A 16939-nucleotide genomic window follows, 5' to 3' on the forward strand; every position below is an offset into this window, starting at 1 on the left:
CCCCCGGACCTCGTGCGGAAACGCTCCTGCGGTACCGTCCGATCCAGGCACTGACCTGCGGATATTTACGGGACAGTACCCGAGCGGTACCGTGAACGCATGCCAGCTCTCAACGTGGAGTTCAGCGACCGCGAGCTAGAGGACCTCCGGCAGATCGCCAAGGAACGCGGTACGTCCATGAAGGCCCTCGTCCGGGAGGCCGCCGCGGCCGACATCGCCCGGCACCGGGCGCTGCAGGAGGGCGCGGAGGAGTTCCGCAAGTTCTTCGCCGCCCACGCCGACGAGTTCGCCGCCGCCTTCCCGGACGACGAACCGGCCGCCGGGGACGAGGGGCGGGTCGCCTGACCGATGGCACCCGTCATCCACATCGACGTGCCCTGGCTCCTCCAGCGTCACGAGGAGGTGCTGCCGGAGCAGCCCACGATCAACGACTTCTCCGCGCTGGTCGCCGCCGTCGCCCGGCACCGGGTCGACCCGCCCCGGCTCGGCGTCGACTCCGACCCGGCCTGGCGGGCCGCCGCCCTGCTGCACACCCTCGCCCTGCTCAAGCCGCTGCCGTCGGCCAACGCCCGCTTCGCCTGCGCGACGGCCGTGGCGTACATGTTCGTCAGCGGCGCCGGCATCGACCCGCCCTACGGCGCCCTCGTCGACCTCGCCCGCGACCTGATGTCCGGCAAGGCCGACGTGTACGGCGCGGCCGACCGGCTGCGGTCCTGGCAGATCTGACGGGCGCGCTGCGGTCCTGGCGGATCTGACGGGCGCACCGGGGCCGCCGGCCGAGGGCGGGAGGATCGGGGCCGGCGGTCCGTGTCGCGCGGGAGAGCCGCCGTCCCGCGCGGGGCCCGGTGCGAAGGGCCGCTTCCAGTGGACCACGCTGCCGTGGGAGCCGGCAGCGTGCGCGAAGCCCCGGCGGGCGCGGGGAATTCACACGGGGCGCATGAAAGGCGAAAGCCGCTGCGCACGGCGCCGGGAGTGCGGCCTTTCTGACTTTCTTTCAACGGTGCTGAGGTTGTCGGAGTGCCTTGTTGGGCCTGAGTGACTTGTGCCAGAGTGAACCCCCCGTGCGGAGGGGTAAAAGCCGGCCGTCGTACCGGGGCCGACCAACCGGGTGCGATTCGCGGTCGGTGAATTCCACCTCCCGCTTCGTCGCCCGAAAGGTCCGCACCGACTCCGGCGCCTTTACGGCGAGCTGCACTTCTGTGTCACGCGCGCGTGGGAAGGAAACAGCTCAGTGCCCACCCCCCACCCCCCTCGTCCCCCTTATCCGCCGCCCGGCGGCGATCCCGGAGAATCCGACGAGTCCCTGGTCGCCCGGCTCAAGGGCCGCAGCGAGGACGAGTCCGCCCGGACCGTCGCCCTGCTGATGGCGCGGCACTGGCAGGCGGCACACGACTACGCCGTGATCTGCCTGGCCTCCTCGGAGCCCGTCGCCGCCATGGTCACCGCGGCCGCGTTCCGCCGGGCCCTCGACCGCAGCGCCCTCGGCGCGCCGTCGTCCGCACTGCGTCCCCGGCTCCTCGTGACCGTCCGGGACACGGTCCGCGAGTGGGCCGCCGACGACCGGACATCCGGCGTTCTGCCCCCTTTGCAGAAACCCGCCGGCGGCCGAGGTATGCGCACGGCGAAGTCGCTCACGCCCGAAAACCGGACACTGGCCCAACGGTCATTTCAGTCCCTTCCGTCCGCAGCGCGCTGCTTGCTGTGGCACACCGAGGTCGAGGCAGAGGCCATATCCGTACCGGCCGGTCTGCTGGCCATGGACACCGACACCGCGTCGGCCGTCCTCGAACAGGCACGTGAAAAATTCCGGGAAGGCTGCGTCCGGGCCCACCGGGAACTCGCGCCGACCAAGGACTGCCGCTTCTACAACCGGCTCCTCGACGTCCCGATCCGGCGTGGCGGCGCCCTGCTGCCGGATGTCCGCGAGCATCTCGCCGAGTGCCGGCACTGCCGCTTCGCCGCCGAACAACTCAGCCACGTCGAAAGCGGCTTGGGGACCCTGCTCGCCGAGGCCGTGCTCGGCTGGGGCGCGCGGCGCTATCTCGACTCGCGGCCCGGCCGGACGGCACCCGGCTCACGCCGCGCGCGGGGCGCCGCGCGCCGCGGCCGGCACCGGACCCTGCTGCGGATGCCCGCCCCGGGCCGCTGGACGCCGCCCGTCCCGCGCTCCCCGCGCACCCTGCTCTCGGGCGTCGGAGCCGTCTCGGCCGTGGTGCTGACCACCGTCCTCATCGCGAACATGTGGTCCTACGACGGCGGCGCCGGCCCGGCGGCCTCCACCAGCGCCCCCGGCGGCGGGGCCACGGCACCCGGCGCCGCGTCCCCCGTCCCGCCCGACCCGGCCGGGCTGCCCACGGCGCCCCGGCAGGCGCGGCTGCGGAACGCCGCCGCCGACCTGTGCCTCGACGTGCGCGGCCGGGCCGAGGAAGGGGCGGGCGTGCGGCCGGCGGCCTGCTCGCCGGCGTGGACCCAGCAGTGGACGTTCGAGGAGGACGGCCTGCTGCGCAGCGCCGCCGACCCCGGGCTGTGCCTGGACTCCCGCGCGGACGCCGGGGTCGTCATCCTCGGCACGTGCGCCGAACGGGGCGACAGACGCGCCGACGACGTCCGCTACGACCTCACCGTCCGGGGTGAGCTGCTGCCGCGCTGGGAGAAGCAGCTGGCCCTCGCCGTCACCACCCCTGACGCGAACGCCGACGTCGTCGTCAAGGTGCGGGACGGCTCCGACGCGCAGCGCTGGCGCACCGATCCGGCCCCGGTGGCCGAGGGCTCCCTGTCCATCGCGGACAAGGACGCCCCGCCCGCCCGGGCGTCGGGGCTGTCCGGCAGACCCTAGTCGCGCCGGGCTCCGGGGCGGACACCGCGCGTCCGGCGCGGGTGCCCGCCCCGCTGCCGTCACACGGGGTCCGTGACCAGGTCGGCGGCGGTGAGCGTGGCCGGTGTGGCGTGTCCGGACAGGGCGAGGGTGAGGTCCAGTTCGGCGAGCAGGCAGCGGATCACGTGCTCGACGCCCGCCTGACCGTCCAGCCCGAGCCCGTACACGTACGGCCGTCCGACGAGCACCGCCCGCGCGCCGAGCGCCAGCGCCTTGAAGAGGTCGTCGCCGGTGCGGACGCCGCTGTCGAACAGCACGGTGAGCCGGTCGCCGACCGCCTCGACCACTCCGGGCAGCGCGTCGGCGGCCGCCACGGCCCCGGCCACCTGACGGCCGCCGTGGTTGGACACGATCACGCCGTCCATCCCGGCGTCCGCGGCCAGCCGCGCGTCGTCGGGGTGCAGCACGCCCTTGAGGACGATCGGCCCGTCCCAGTTCTCCCCCAGGAAGGCCAGGTCCGGCCAGGTCTTGGCGGGGTCGGCGAACATGCCGACGAAGTGCATCACGGCCGCGTTCGGGTCCTCGTGCACCGGCTTGGCGAGGCCCGCCCGGAACGCCGGGTCGGAGAAGTAGTTGGCGGTGCCCACGCCGTGCAGGAACGGCAGATATGCCTGGTCGAGGTCGCGCGGGCGCCAGGACAGCAGGGGAGTGTCCAGCGTGACGACGAGCGCGCTGTACCCGGCGGCCTTCGCGCGGTCCAGGAAACTGCGCGCCACCTCGCGGTCCTTCGGCCAGTACAGCTGGAACCAGCGCTCCCCGTCGCCCATCGCCTCGGCGACCTGCTCCATCGGCGTGCTGGACGCGGAGGACAGGACGAACGGCACGCCCTGTGCCGCGGCGGCCCGGGCGGCGGCCGGCTCGGCGTCCGGATGCATGATCGACAGCACGCCGACCGGCGCCAGCGCGAGCGGGGCGGGCAGCGCGCGGCCCAGCACCTCCACCGACAGGTCGCGGTCGTGCACGTCGCGCAGCACGCGCGGCACGATCCGGCGCCGGGCGAGGGCCGCCCGGTTGGCGCGGGCCGTGCTGCCGTCGCCCGCGCTGCCCGCCACGTAGCCGACCGGACCGGGGTCGAGGCGCTGCTCGGTGAGCTCCTCCAGCCGGGTCAGATCGGTGGGCAGCCGGGGCACCGCCCCCGTCATGCCGCTCAGGTAGATCTCGTACTGGAAGTCGGCCCAGTGCCTGCCCATGCGTAAGTCCCGTCTCTCGTCGCTGAGAACGCGCCGCCCCAGACCATACCCACGGGTAAGTACCGGTCCGCGCCCCGGGGACGGGCCCGGGGAGGTCCGCCGCGGGGGTCGGACAGGTCCCAATCGGAATGTTTCCGGCCTATTGCAGAGCGATCAGAATGCGCCAGTTGGCTGCTTAAGGCGATCAAGATTGGCGCTGTCAGGGCACTGCAACGTTCGAATTCTGTGACTTCGAGCCACTGATTCAACACGCAAGGTTACCGAAACCCATGGGGTCGAGGTGTGTTTCCGCAGCGGACTCGGCAGACTCGCGCTCGCCGGTCCGGCACTCACCGGGCACGGACCGGCACTCCTCGTAATCGAGCGGAAGGAAGCACACAATGCGGAACACCGCGCGCTGGGCGACGATTCTGGGTCTGACGGCCACCGCCGTCTGCGGACCCCTCGCAGGGGCCGGCCTCGCCGCCCCGCACGCCGCCCCCGCCTCGCTCTACGCCCCGTCGGCCCTGGTCCTGACCGTGGGTCACGGCGAGAGCCTGGCCGCCTCCACCCCGGAACGCGCGGTCACCCTGTCCTGCGCCCCGCGGCCCGCCGGCACCCATCCCGCCGCGCGGCAGGCCTGTGCGGAACTGCGCCTGGCCGCAGGCGACTTCGACGCGCTCGCGACCGCCGGGGGCGACGTGCTGTGCACCCGGGAGTACGACCCCGTCGTCGTCACGGTCGACGGCGTGTGGGAGGGCCGCCGGGTCTCCTACGAACGGACCTTCTCCAACGAGTGCGTGAAGGGCGCCGCAACGAGCGTCTTCACGTTCTGAGGGACCGGGATCGCGCGGTCCCCGCGCACCTGAGGTGACTCGTGGCTGGGGAGCGCGAGTGCCTGTGCGCGGGCCGGCGATCTCGTGCCGGGGGACCGGTGGGCGGAGTGGGGCCGCCCGTGGGTTCGCCGGTCGTGCCGGGGCGGGACGCCACTGCCGTGGGGACGGCGGCGCCCGCCCCGGCGTTCGTGTGCCGGGGGGGGCCGGCTCCCGCACCGGGCCGGCCTCAGTCGTCCGGGCGCTCCTGCGGGGAACCGCCGGAACGGTCCTTCGGCGGCGTCCTGGACCGGTGGCTGGTGTCGCACCACGGATAACGGCGGCTGCGGCGGCAGGTGCACAGGGCGACCCGGAAGCGGTCGGACGACACGGTCGTGCCGTCCTCCAGCTCCACCTCCACCGGGCCCTCCACGAGCATCGGTCCCCGGCGCCGGACGGTGATCCTGCGGGGCGGGTCAGACGGGGCGTTCGGCACGGACCACCACCAGCTCTTCCTCGTTCTCGGCCGGGTCGAGCAGACCCCGCTCCCTGAGCCAGCGCTCCCGGCCGCGCAGCACCGGACCGAACGCCACCCGGCGCCGCCGGGTCACCGCGGCCTTCAGTCCCGCGGCGCGCAACTGCCCGAGCGTCCGGTCGGGCGCGCTGAGCGAGGACTGCACGACCAGCAGAACACCGCCGGGACGCAGCACGGCGGGTGCCTCACGGCAGATCTCGTCGAGGACGAGCCGCCCGTCGCGGCCCGCGTCCCAGGCCCGGGCCGCGCCGCGCGGACCGTCGCCGGGCGCCGGCACGTACGGCGGGTTGGCGATCACGAGGTCGAAGGTCTCGCCGCGCACCGGCTCGAAGAGGTGCCCGTGCCTGACCCGGATCCGCGCTCCGGCCAGCAGGGCGTTGACGCGGGCGGCGCACACCGCGCGCCACGACGCGTCCACGGCTGTCACCCGGGTTCCCCGCCGCGCGGCGGCCAGGGCGAGGGCGCCGCTTCCGGTGCCGACGTCGAGAACGTCCGCGCCGGGCGGAACCGGCTCGTCGTAGAGGGCCCCGGTCAGCAACCGGGTGTCGTCCTGAGGGGCGTACACGCCCGGCAGTACCAGTGGATTCACGTCCGTCCAGGTACCCCGGCATTCAGGATTCATGGGGAGGATTCCGGCTCGACGGGTGTCGGGAGCGGCGTCCGCAGCGCCGAGCGGCCGTCCTGCCAGTCCGCAAGCAGGCGTGCCCCGAGGCGGTCCTCTACGTGACCGGTGGCGTCGATGCCGAAGACCACGTCCGGGGCGAGGTGCGGCTCCTGCTCCAGCAGCCCGCCGATGACGTCGTGCCGCACCACCTGCTCGTGCACGGCGTCGGCCTCGACGTGCTCGTCGTAGAAGTGCTCGGCGGCCGGACCCGCGCCCGTGCGGCGCATCGCCTCGGCCAGCCGCCGGGAACCGGGCGACGAGGTGATCTCGACGGCCGCGAAGTGCCCCACGAGCGCGCCGCGCAGCTTTCGGTGCAGCCCGAACAGGGACATCATGTTCACCGTGACCAGGGCCTCGGCGTTGGCCGCGTCGAGATGCCGCCCGTACGTGGTGTCCAGGCCCAGGTCGGTCATCAGGTCCGCGAACAGCCGGGCGTGCACGCGGTCGGCGCGACCGCCGCCGAACTCGTCGAACTCCACCGCGGCCATCGCCGCCTTGGCCCGGCCCGACAGCCGCGGCAGCACCCAGGCGTGCGGGTCGGCCTCCTTCAGGTGGTACAGGGAGCGCAGCGCCGCGTACTCGCGCAGGTGCCACAGCTCGCCCTTGTCGCGCAGAAAGTACGACACGCCGGTGCCGTCCACCGGCTCGACCAGGAGGTCGGCGATCGCGTCCGCCACGCTGTCGTGGACCGGGGTGTCCGCGCGCAGGGCGGCCAGGAAACGGCCCTCCAGCGCGGCCCGGGTGCGGAGCAGGTCCGGGTCCCATTCGAGGTCGGCGGGCACCCCCGCGAAACCGCGGTAGTGCAGCTCGTAGCACAGGTAGAGGGCGAGCTGGAGGTCGTCGCCGTACGGGTCCGCGTCCGCCGTCGCGTCGGGGCCGGGCAGCGGACCCGCACCGCGCAGGTACCGCGCGACGGCCTCGGAGAGCGGGCCCCGGGCCGTCGGCAGTCGTGGTTCTTCACTGTCGTGCGCCATGCGCCCCGGGTACCCGGAGCGGGCTCCGGCACGCCCGGGTGTGGGGCACCTGTCGGAGGGCCTCCACGGACCCGGCCCGCGGTCCGGCCACACGGGCGAGGAAGGCGGCCGCTCAGTCGTCGCCCGAGGACTGCTCCTGGGCGCCCGTGTTCGGGGTGATGGCCTCCCCGGCCTCACCCCTGCGGCGTCGCTGCCGGTCGGTCTCGGTGGTGCGGCGCTCGGCCTCCTCCACCTCGGCGAGGACCTCTTCGAGTGCCGTGTTCGGCTGTTCCTCGGAACGCTTGCGGTCGTCGGTCACGGAGCCTCCTTAGGGAGTCGGTGGGCGGGGCGTGGCCAGGCGGGTCAGCCAGCAGGAGCTCAGTCGCTCAGTGGGTCGCCGTCGCGATCCGCAGGGGTACCGGGCCCGGCGGAGCGGGCTCCTCGGCGTGTCGGCTGACCTCCGCCCACCACGACGGACCGTCCTCGATGTGGCGCAGCAGGATGCCCTCGCGGATCGCCCACGGGCAGATCGTCAGCGTCCGCAGGCCGGTCAGCTTCATCGCCGTGTGCCCCACCACCGCGCCGGCCAGGCTCTGCGCGGCCCGCGGCGCGGAGATTCCCGGCAGCCGGGCGCGCTCGGCTGCGGGCAGCGCGGCCAGCCGGTCGATCGCCGCGCCCAGGTCCGCGCTGCGCAGCCGGCGCTCCACGAACGGCCCCTGCCGCCCGGGCGGGGCACCGCACAGCCGGCCCAGCTGCTGGAAGGTGCGCGAGGCGGCGACCGCCGTCTGCGGACGCTCCCAGCGGATCCGCCCCGCGACGTCGCGCAACTGGTGCCGCACCCTGCGGCGCAGCGCCCGCACCTGCTCGGGCGCCGGCGGGTCGGCGTCGGCGAAGAACTCGTGGGTCAGACGGCCCGCGCCCAGCGGCAGCGACGCCGCGAAGTCCGGCAGCCTGCCCCGGCCGAACGCCACCTCCAGGGAGCCGCCGCCGATGTCGAGCATCGCAAGCGGCCCGGAGCGCCAGCCCATCCAGCGCCGGGCGGCGAGAAACGTCAGCTCGGCCTCGACCTCGCCCGGCAGGGTGCACAGGGCGACGCCCGTGCGGGACCGGACCGCGCGCAGCACGTCGTGACTGTTCGGCGCGGCCCGTACGACGGCGGTGGCGAAGGCCAGCGGCGCGGCGGCGCCCCACCGCTCGGCCGTCCTGGCCGCCGCGGCCACGGCGTCGACGAGTCGTTCGACGGCTTCCTCCGGCACCGGACCGCCGGGCGCCACCTGCTCCGACAGCCTGAGCCGCCACTTGGCGGTGTGCACCGGCAGCGGAACCCCGCCCTGCGCGTCCGCCACCACGAGCCGGACCGCGTTCGACCCCACATCCACGACGCTGATTCGCATAGAACGGTGAGTACCCGCGTACGCCCGCGAGCAACGGGCGAAGCCGGCCGAACTCCGGGAAAACGAGGGGAGAACCCGGGAAGAAGTCCGAAAGAAGCCCCCGAGCGGCCGACCGGGACGTCCGCCGCACCGCGCCGGACGCGCACGCGCGGCGAGCGGGCCGGCGGACCGCGCACCGGGGTCGGCCCTCACGCCATCTGCCGCCGCACCAGCTCGTGCAGCCGGCCGCCCGTGTCGGCGAGCAGCTGCGCGGGCGGGCCCTGCTGGATGACCTTGCCGTCCTCCATCACGATCACCCGGTCCGCGTCCAGCACCGTCGACAGCCGGTGCGCGATCACGACGCGGGTCGCGTTGAGGGCCTTGGTGCTCTCGATGACCGTGCGCTGCGTCTCGTTGTCGAGGGCACTGGTCGCCTCGTCGAAGAACAGGATCCGCGGGCGGCGGATCAGCGCCTGCGCGATCATCAGCCGCTGGCGCTGACCGCCCGAGACGGCCCCGCTGCCCGAGACGATGGTGTGCAGGCCCATCGGCATCCGCCGGATGTCCTCGGCCAGGCCCGCCATCTCGGCCGCGGCCATGGCCTCCTCCGGCGTGTACGGCTCGCTGCCGCAGATGACGTCCAGGATCGAACCGGTGAACGGCTGCGCGTGCTGGAGCACCACACCGCACTGCCGGCGCACGGCCGACTGGTCCAGGGCCGCGAGGTCCTGACCGTCGTACAGCACGCTGCCCGACACCGGCCGGTCGAAGCCGATCAGCAGCCGCAGCAGCGTGGACTTGCCGCAGCCGCTCGGGCCGACGATCGCGACGAACTCGCCGGGCCGCACCGCGAACGACACGTCGTCCAGGACGAGGGGCCCGTCGTCGGCGTACCGGAACGACAGCCGCCGCGCCTCGATCGCGCCGGTCAGCGGTCCCGGCCGGGTGCTCGCGGTGCGCACCTCGGGCGTCGCCTCCAGCACCGGCCGGATCTCCTCGAACAGCGGCAGCGCCGCCACCGCGGAGACGAACGCGCCGGTCAGCTGCGTGACCGAGGTCAGCAGCATCGTCACCGACGTGTTGAAGGTGAGGAACGCCGCCGCCGACATGGTGCCGCGCGCGGGACCGGCCAGCAGCATGAACATCAGCAGCGTGCACAGCGGCAGATAGACCGCCCCGAGCACCGTCGTGAGGTTCTTGATGCGGCCGACCCGCTGCTGGAGCTCACGGCTGCGCGCGAACTGGGCCGCCCACGCCGCGTACGCGTAGTTCTCGGCCGCCGCGACCCGCAGTTTCGGCAGGCCGCGCAGGGTCTGGAACGCCTGGTTGTTGAGCTTGTTGGTGAGCACCACGAGCCGCCGCTGCCAGCGCACCTGCCACAGCCCCAGCCCCATGAACACGGCCGCGATCACGACGAGCATGCCGATCGCCGCCAGCGCCATGGGCACGCTGAACCACAGCAGCAGGCCCAGGTTCATCGCGCCGACCGTGACCGACTGAGCCACCGTGGGCCCGACGCCCGCCAGCAGCCTGCGGATCGCGCTGATGCCCATGGCGGCGCTCGCCAGCTCACCGGTGGACCGCTCGGTGAAGAACTTCGTCGGCAGCCTCAGCAGCCGGTCCCACACCGCCGGCTGCAGCGTCGCCTCGACCCGGCCCTCCAGCCGCAGGATCGTCAGGTTCTGCAGCAGCATGAACGCCGCCGCGACCACGCTGCTGAGCATCACCGCCAGACACACCTGGACGATCAGGTCCGTCTGCGCCGCCGGCACGAAGTCGCCGAGCACCTTGCCCGTCGCCACCGGTACCAGCGCCCCGATGGCCACCGTCACCAGACCGCTCAGCAGCAGGCCGACGAGGTCCCGGCGCGTGCCCCGCATGCAGAACCGCAGCAGCCCCGCAGGGCCGAGCCGCTTCTCCGGCAGCGGGCGGTAGAACATCACCGCGCGCGGCTCGAACTCCTCGGCGTTGGCCTTCTCGACCGGCGTCTCCCGCCCGGTCGACGGATGCACCGCCACGTACCCGCCGCGCCGCCACAGCAGCGCGACCGGCGCCCCCGACAGCGCCCGGTGCCCGACCAGGGGCCCCACGTCGTCCCGCCACCACTGGCCGTCGAGCCGTACGGCGCGGGTGCGGACCCGGGAGGCCACGGCGATCTGCTCGACCGGGTCCAGCCGGTCGCCGCCCGTGCCGCTCTGCGCGGGCTCGGCCAGCACGATCCCCGACCGACCGGCCACCAGCTTGCACGCCGCGTACGTGGCGTCGGCGTCGGCCGCCGTGGCGCGCCGCTCGGACCGCTTGCCGATGGAGGCGAGCAGCGTGCGGTCCGCCTGGGCGCGCACCGCCTCACCGGCCTTGATGCCGGCCGCCGTCCGCGTCTCGTGGGAGCGCTCCAGCTGCTCGATCCAGCGGTCCAGGGTGGTCAGCAGCCGGTACTGCTGGTCGACCACGCTCTGCCACAGCGCCGGGTCCATCAGCAGGTCGGCCGCCGCCTCCGCGCCGTACAGCGAGCCGTACTGCACGCTGCCCGGCGGCACCTGCATCCAGAACACGTCGTCGTCGGCGGGCGCCACACCCCCGTCGCCGGCCATCGGCGCCTGGAACAGGATCGACAGGCTGCGGCCCACGCCGAGGGCGAGCGCGTACTCCAGCGGACTCGTCGTCGGCGGCACGTACTGCGGGTTGCCGTACTCGTCGTACGACCACGTCTGGGTGCTCGCCGGCTGGTACAGCTCGCGCAGCCCGATGCGGCGCACGACGCAGTTCCGCAGCGGGCGCGCGACCAGGGTGTGCTGCGGTCCGGTCACCGGGCCGAGCAGCAGCGAGCCCGCCTCCAGCCGGCCGAGGTGGTGCCAGTGGCCCTGCTGCTCCGCGTCCACCGCGAACAGGTCGACGGCGCCCGACGCGACGAGCCACAGCACCTGCGGCCCCTCCAGGTCGAGGCGGCTGAGCCCCGCGCAGTCGATGGGTGTGCCGAGCGCGCCGAACGCGCCGAGAACGAGGTCGCCCTCGTGGCCGGTCGTCATCTCACCGCTCCCTGACCAGCGCCGCGTACGCTCCGCCGCGCGCCACCAGTTCGTCGTGCCGCCCGCGCTCCACGATCGTGCCGTGCTGGAGAACGACGATCTCGTCGCTGTCGCGCACGGTGCTGAGCCGGTGCGCGATCACCACGCAGGCGCAGCCTCGCTTGCGCAGGTTGTCCATCACGACCAGCTCGGTCTCCGCGTCGAGCGCGCTCGTCACCTCGTCCAGCACCAGGATGCTCGGCCGGCGCACCAGCGCCCGGGCGATCTCCAGGCGCTGGCGCTGTCCGCCGGAGAAGTTCCGGCCGTCCTGCTCCACCCGGCTGCGGATTCCGCCCGGGCGGCGCACGATCACGTCGTAGAGCGCCGCGTCCTGGAGCGCCTCCTCGATCGCGTCGTCCGGGATCGACGGGTCCCACAGCGCCACGTTGTCGCGGACGGTGCCCTCGAACAGGAACACCTCCTGGTCCACGAAGGACACGGAGGCGGCCAGCGCGCCGCGCGGGATGTCCTCGATGCGCTGCCCGTCGATGCGGATCACGCCCTCCCACGGGGTGTAGAGGCCCGAGATCAGCCGGGAGACCGTGGACTTTCCGCTGCCCGAGCCGCCGACCAGGGCGACCTGCTGCCCGGGGCCGACGGTCAGGTCGAAGCCGCTGAGCAGCGGCTTGTCCAGCGGGTTGTAGCCGAAGGTGATGTTCTCCAGCTCGACGTGCCCGTGCAGCCGGCGCGTGGAGTCGCCGGTGCCGGGACGGCCGTAGAGCGGGTCGGCCTTGAAGTTCTCCACGTCCTTCAGGCGGGCCACGTCGGCCGCGAAGTCCTGGATGCGGCCCGCGACGCCGTTCAGCCGGGTGAGCGGGGCCGTGAAGCGGGTGACCAGTGCCTGGAAGGCGACCAGCAGGCCGATCGAGATGTGGCCCTCGACCGCGCGCATGCCGCCGATCCACAGGATCAGCGCGCTGTTCAGCGTGGCGAGCGTCGGCGCGACCACGCCGAGCCAGGCGCTCGGCACACCGAGCCGCTGCTGCTCCTCCAGCGTGGTGGCGTGCTGCCCGGCCCACTTGCGGAAGTAGCCGTCCTCGCCGCCCGTCGCCTTCAGCGTCTCGATCAGCTGCAGGCCGGTGTAGGCGGTGTTCGTCAGCCGCGCCGTGTCCGCGCGGAGCTTCGCCGTCCGGGTGGCGCGCAACCGGATGACGACCCGCATCGCCACGATGTTCAGCAGCGCCACGCCGATCCCGACGAAGGTGAGCTGCGGGTCGTACGTGTACAGCAGCAGCGCGTACAGGACGACCACGACCGCGTCGACGCCCGCCGCCGCGAGGTCGCGGGCCAGCGTCTCCGCCACGGCGTCGTTGGACTGCAGCCGCTGCACGAGGTCGGCCGGGCTGCGCTGCGAGAAGAACGTCACCGGCAGCCGCAGCAGATGCCGCAGGAACCGGGCGCTGGACAGCGTGGAGGAGATGATGCGGCCGTGCAGCAGGTTGGCCTGCTGGAGCCAGGTCAGCACCACCGTCAGCAGCACGCACGCCGCCATCGACGCGAACAGCACGCCCAGCAGCGAGGTCTGGCCGCCGATCAGAAACATGTCGATGTAGGTGCGGCTCAGCGCCGGCACCGCCGCCCCGACCAGCACCAGCAGCAGACTCGCCAGCACCGCGGCGGGCAGGGTGCCCGCCGTGCCGCGCAGCCGGGCCGGCATCGCGCCCAGCACGCCCGGTTTGCGGCCGCCCCGGCTGAAACCGTCGCCGGGCTCCATCACCAGCACGACGCCGGTGAAGCTGCCGTCGAAGTCCTCCATGGGCACGAAACGGCGGCCCTTGCCCGGGTCGTTGATGTAGACCCCGCGGCGGCCGAGGCGCCGGCCCATGCCGTCGTAGACGACGTAGTGGTTGAACTCCCAGAACAGGATGGCCGGGGCCGTCACCTCGGCGAGCGCCGCGGTGTCCATCTGCATGCCCTTGGCGGTCAGGCCGTAACTGCGCGCGGCCTTCAGCAGGTTGCTGGCGCGCGAGCCGTCCCGGGACACGCCGCAGGCGATGCGCAGCTCCTCCAGCGGGACGTGCCTGCCGTAGTGGCCGAGGACCATCGCCAGCGAGGCCGCGCCGCACTCGACGGCCTCCATCTGGAGCACCGTCGGGGTGCGGACCGTCTTCACCCGGCCCGTGGGTACCTTGCGCCTGGGCGGGGCGGCGCGCCGCCGGGAGCGGGTGTCCTGCGCGGCGCTCACGGCAGCAGCCAGTCGACGGGACGCTGGTCGGAAAGCTCGATCGAACCCGTGGCGAGGGTCATCGAGGTGAGGCCGAACGGCGGCCCGTCGGCGGTCGACCACGCGTAACCGCTCCTGGTGCCGGACGACTTGTCGAGGCGGACGGTCACGGCCACCGGCCTGCCCTTCCTGGTGAACTGCTCGCCCAGCTGGCTGTCGCCGAGGAACGCCGCGATCTGCTGGGCGGACTGGGCGGTGCGGTCCACGGACTTCACATGGCCGCGCAGCACGCCGTACTCCTGGCTGGGCACCGACTGGAGCGTCAGGTCGACGGAGGCGCGCGCGGGGATCGAGGCCGCGTTCTCGGCGGGCACGTACACGGTCGCGTACAGCGGGTCGTCCGCGTGGGCGACCTTCTCGATCGCGGCGACGTTCGCGCCGGTCCGGATGATCTGGCCGACCGTGGCGGCGATCGCGCTGACGCGTCCCGCGTCGACGGTACGGACGACGGTCTCGCCCTGCTCGGTGCGGACCTTGAGGACGGGGGAGTTGGCGGGCAGCCGCCGGCCCTGCTCGGTGAGGACCGCGGTGACCTGGCCCGCGACGGGGCTCTGCAGGAGGTAACTGCCCTGGCCGTGGGTGAGGACGGCGGGCGCGCTGACCGTGGAGGACACCGAGCCGGTGGTCGCCCACACGGAGGCCGCCGCCATCGCGACCAGCGTCACCGACATGACGAGCCAGCCCTGCGGCCGGGCGAACCGCACCGGGAGGTCCAGCTCTTCGGGCGACTGGAGCTTGGCGAGGGCCTGTTGGCGGAACTGCACGGACTTTCCCTCACCTGCGAGACCACTCGGACCGGCCGGCGCGGGCGCGGGGCTCGCGGAGCGGGCCGGATGAACGACCGGACTGACGGCCGGGTGAACGGCCGGATCGAAGACGACAACCGAGAATCCCGGAACCGCCGGCTGCGGCTCCGGGACTCATACGCACAGCGGCGCGATCAGAGACCGGCGACCAGGCCCTGGACCGGGGCGACGTTCAGGCCGGTGACACCCTCGACCGTGCCGACGACCGTGTCGACGGTCTGGGTGACCGGGGCAACACCGTTCAGGGCGCCGGTGGCGCTGTTGAGGGTGTTGACGGACAGACCGCCGGAGACGTTGTCGAGCTCGGCGTCGGAGATCTCAACGGTCTCAACCTGGGGGGTGTTCATAATGGAACTTTCCCTTCGTATGGACATTCACAAGGGGGGAGCGGCCCCCTCTGGGGGACAGACGGACGGCCGCCACCGCGGGCACCGGGCACCCCGTCTCCGGGGGTCCGAACGGTCCCTGCGGTGCGATGGATCAAAGCACGCAGCGCGTCCGGGCTTCCAATCAACCAAACCCCCCATCAGGCCATTTGACGCACAGACGGGTCGAACGGTGCAGGCTTGCGCACGACGCGGCGGCGACTTCTTCACATGCCCCACGGCATCGGTTCGCCCGACCCCTTGCGTCTCTCCCGGCGATTCCGGCACTCCCGCACCAATGGCATAACCCGGCTCGGACGCGTGTGCGGGTCGGCCAACCCCGGTGACCGCGTTGGGCAGTCGGTGTGCAGATTCCCTGAAGCCTGGATTCCGTTCCTTGCCCGGAACGGAGCGTTGTCGATCGGTTGCGCTCCGTGTTTGCCCGCAAGTGAGCGCCGCGACTTCTGAATGGTGGTCAGAAGGGATGCCCGGCACGCCCATTGCGCGTCCGGCGCGGCACGCGGCGGTTCCCGCGCCGCGCGCACGCCGGACTCAGGGACCCGCGGACGGGATTGAACGCCCCACCGGGCCCGTGCGTACCACCTGCCGTCCAGGCGCCCCGACAGCTGCCGACCGGTGGCACGGTCCCCGTACCCCAGGAGGTCGAGAAGTTTGAGTCACAAGCGAATCGCGAAGCGCAAGGCCGCGTTGGCGGCGGGCACCGTGGTCGCGCTCGGCGCGGCCACGATCCTGCTGCCGAACGCCAGCGCCTCGCAGGACGACGCCTCGGACGCCGCCGCACCCAGGACCCTGAAGGCGGAGGACGCCTCGGACCTCGCCTCCCGGCTCGCCGGCCTGCTCGGCGACGCCTTCGCCGGCTCGTACTACGACGCGGACCAGCGGCAGCTCGTGGTCAACGTCGTGCCCGGCGACGACAGCAGCGTGATCGTGCGGGCGAAGAAGGCGGGCGCGGCCGTCCGCGAGGTCGCCAACAGCACCGCTGAGCTCGAAGCCGGCGCGCGGACGCTGAGGTCCGAGGCGGCCGTCCCCGGCACCGCGTGGGCCGTCGACCCGCGCACCAACAAGATCCTGGTGACCGCCGACAGCACCGTCACCGGCGCCGCGTGGGACCGACTGGAGTCCACGGTCGACGGCCTCGGCTCCGGCATGGCGACCATCAGGAAGTCCGCCGGCACCTTCAGGACCTTCGCCTCGGGCGGCGACGCCGTCTTCGGCGGCGGAGCGCGCTGCTCCCTCGGCTTCAACGTCACCGCGGGCGACGGCTCGCCCGCCTTCCTGACGGCCGGGCACTGCGGCGTCGCGAGCGAGCAGTGGTCCGACGCGGAGAACGGGGCGCCGATCGCCACCGTCGACCGGGCCACCTTCCCCGGCGCCGGCGACTTCGCGCTCGTCAGGTACGACGACCCGGACACCGAGGCGCCCAGCGAGGTGAACGCCGGCGGGCAGACCGTCCGGATCAGCGAGGCTGCCGAGGCAGTCGTCGGCCAGCAGGTGTTCCGGATGGGCAGCACCACGGGACTCGCCGACGGCCAGGTCCTCGGGCTCGACGCCACCGTCAACTACCCGGAGGGCACGGTCGCCGGGCTCATCCAGACCGACGTGTGCGCCGAACCGGGCGACAGCGGCGGCCCACTGTTCACCCGGGACGGCCTCGCGACAGGCCTGACCTCGGGCGGCAGCGGTGACTGCACGGTCGGCGGCGAGACGTTCTTCCAGCCGGTCACCACGGCCCTGGAGGCGGTCGGCGCGACCCTCGGCGACGGCGGCGACGGCGGCGAGGGCGACGCGGGCGCCGACGGCCAGGACGCCGGTGCCGGTGGTGACGAGGCAGGCGGTGCCGGTGATGGCGCGGCAGACGGTGAGGGCGCGGGCGTCGGTGGTGACGCGGGCGTCGGTCACGACGAGACCGGCGGTGAGGACGCGGGCACCGGCGAGGAGCCCGGCGCGCCCGGCACCGCGCCCGGCACCGCACCCGGCGCCGGACGCGGCAACGGCCTCGCGAACGGCCACGAGCGGACGGACTGACCCACCCGCAGCGCGGCACCACGCCGACGGTTCCGCGCCGCACGGCTCGGTA

The 16939-nt window shown here is 73.6% G+C and carries 15 protein-coding genes; 5 read left to right on the forward strand and 10 right to left on the reverse strand.

Translation table 11 applies throughout. The features are described 5' to 3' along the window. Positions 1 to 99 precede the first annotated feature (99 nt). The 3 genes from QC282_RS23145 to QC282_RS23155 all read left to right on the forward strand — a co-directional run bounded on the left by QC282_RS23145 (position 100) and on the right by QC282_RS23155 (position 2836). A complete protein-coding gene (locus QC282_RS23145; protein WP_279551464.1) occupies positions 100 to 345 on the forward strand; it encodes a hypothetical protein in 246 nt (81 codons plus the stop codon). A gap of 3 nt (positions 346 to 348) precedes the next feature. Beyond that, a complete protein-coding gene (locus tag QC282_RS23150; protein WP_279551465.1) occupies positions 349 to 726 on the forward strand; it encodes a toxin Doc in 378 nt (125 codons plus the stop codon). A 505-nt stretch (positions 727 to 1231) separates the two neighbouring features. Continuing rightward, positions 1232 to 2836, forward strand: a complete 1605-nt coding sequence (locus QC282_RS23155) for an RICIN domain-containing protein (protein ID WP_279551466.1) — start codon at positions 1232 to 1234, stop codon at positions 2834 to 2836. 59 nt (positions 2837 to 2895) lie between these two features. Here QC282_RS23155 and QC282_RS23160 read toward each other — a convergent pair whose 3' ends face one another. Further along, complete coding sequence (locus QC282_RS23160) at positions 2896 to 4065, reverse strand: alpha-hydroxy-acid oxidizing protein (RefSeq protein ID WP_279551467.1); 1170 nt, start codon at positions 4063 to 4065, stop codon at positions 2896 to 2898. Positions 4066 to 4445: 380 nt separating this feature from the next. Between QC282_RS23160 and QC282_RS23165 the strand changes: the two genes are divergently transcribed. Continuing rightward, positions 4446 to 4880, forward strand: a complete 435-nt coding sequence (locus tag QC282_RS23165) for a subtilase-type protease inhibitor (RefSeq protein ID WP_279551468.1) — start codon at positions 4446 to 4448, stop codon at positions 4878 to 4880. A gap of 226 nt (positions 4881 to 5106) precedes the next feature. Here the strand turns inward: QC282_RS23165 and QC282_RS23170 are convergent, their stop codons facing one another. The 9 genes from QC282_RS23170 to QC282_RS23210 form a co-directional block, all read right to left on the reverse strand. Beyond that, positions 5107 to 5352, reverse strand: a complete 246-nt coding sequence (locus QC282_RS23170) for a CDGSH iron-sulfur domain-containing protein (protein WP_279551469.1) — start codon at positions 5350 to 5352, stop codon at positions 5107 to 5109. Continuing rightward, on the reverse strand, positions 5333 to 5980 hold the full coding sequence (locus QC282_RS23175) for a HemK2/MTQ2 family protein methyltransferase (protein WP_279551470.1): 648 nt from the start codon (positions 5978 to 5980) through the stop codon (positions 5333 to 5335). Before QC282_RS23175 ends, QC282_RS23170 begins: the two co-directional genes overlap by 20 nt. A 29-nt stretch (positions 5981 to 6009) precedes the next feature. Beyond that, positions 6010 to 7029: an iron-containing redox enzyme family protein gene (locus QC282_RS23180; RefSeq protein ID WP_279551471.1), complete on the reverse strand. Its 1020-nt coding sequence runs from the start codon at positions 7027 to 7029 to the stop codon at positions 6010 to 6012. 112 nt (positions 7030 to 7141) lie between these two features. Further along, the gene (locus QC282_RS23185) at positions 7142 to 7327 is read right to left on the reverse strand and encodes a hypothetical protein (protein ID WP_279551472.1); all 186 of its coding nucleotides are present in this window, start codon (positions 7325 to 7327) and stop codon (positions 7142 to 7144) included. A gap of 67 nt (positions 7328 to 7394) precedes the next feature. Further along, complete coding sequence (locus QC282_RS23190) at positions 7395 to 8402, reverse strand: Ppx/GppA family phosphatase (protein ID WP_279551473.1); 1008 nt, start codon at positions 8400 to 8402, stop codon at positions 7395 to 7397. A 188-nt stretch (positions 8403 to 8590) separates the two neighbouring features. Further along, on the reverse strand, positions 8591 to 11407 hold the full coding sequence (locus QC282_RS23195) for an NHLP bacteriocin export ABC transporter permease/ATPase subunit (protein WP_279551474.1): 2817 nt from the start codon (positions 11405 to 11407) through the stop codon (positions 8591 to 8593). Position 11408: 1 nt separating this feature from the next. Beyond that, positions 11409 to 13631 carry an NHLP family bacteriocin export ABC transporter peptidase/permease/ATPase subunit gene (locus QC282_RS23200; RefSeq protein ID WP_279551475.1) on the reverse strand — a complete coding sequence of 741 codons (2223 nt, stop codon included), beginning with the start codon at positions 13629 to 13631 and terminating at the stop codon, positions 11409 to 11411. Then, a complete protein-coding gene (locus tag QC282_RS23205) occupies positions 13628 to 14434 on the reverse strand; it encodes an HlyD family efflux transporter periplasmic adaptor subunit (protein ID WP_279551476.1) in 807 nt (268 codons plus the stop codon). The genes QC282_RS23200 and QC282_RS23205 overlap by 4 nt, the downstream gene beginning before the upstream one ends. A 176-nt stretch (positions 14435 to 14610) precedes the next feature. Next, a complete protein-coding gene (locus QC282_RS23210; protein WP_279551531.1) occupies positions 14611 to 14826 on the reverse strand; it encodes a type A2 lantipeptide in 216 nt (71 codons plus the stop codon). A gap of 687 nt (positions 14827 to 15513) precedes the next feature. Here QC282_RS23210 and QC282_RS23215 point away from each other — a divergent pair. Continuing rightward, positions 15514 to 16887 (forward strand): S1 family peptidase, encoded by a 1374-nt coding sequence (locus QC282_RS23215; protein ID WP_279551477.1) that lies wholly within the window; start codon positions 15514 to 15516, stop codon positions 16885 to 16887. Positions 16888 to 16939 lie beyond the last annotated feature (52 nt).

Origin of the sequence: Streptomyces sp. DH24 (assembly GCF_029813775.1) — a bacterium.
GTDB lineage: Bacteria > Actinomycetota > Actinomycetes > Streptomycetales > Streptomycetaceae > Streptomyces.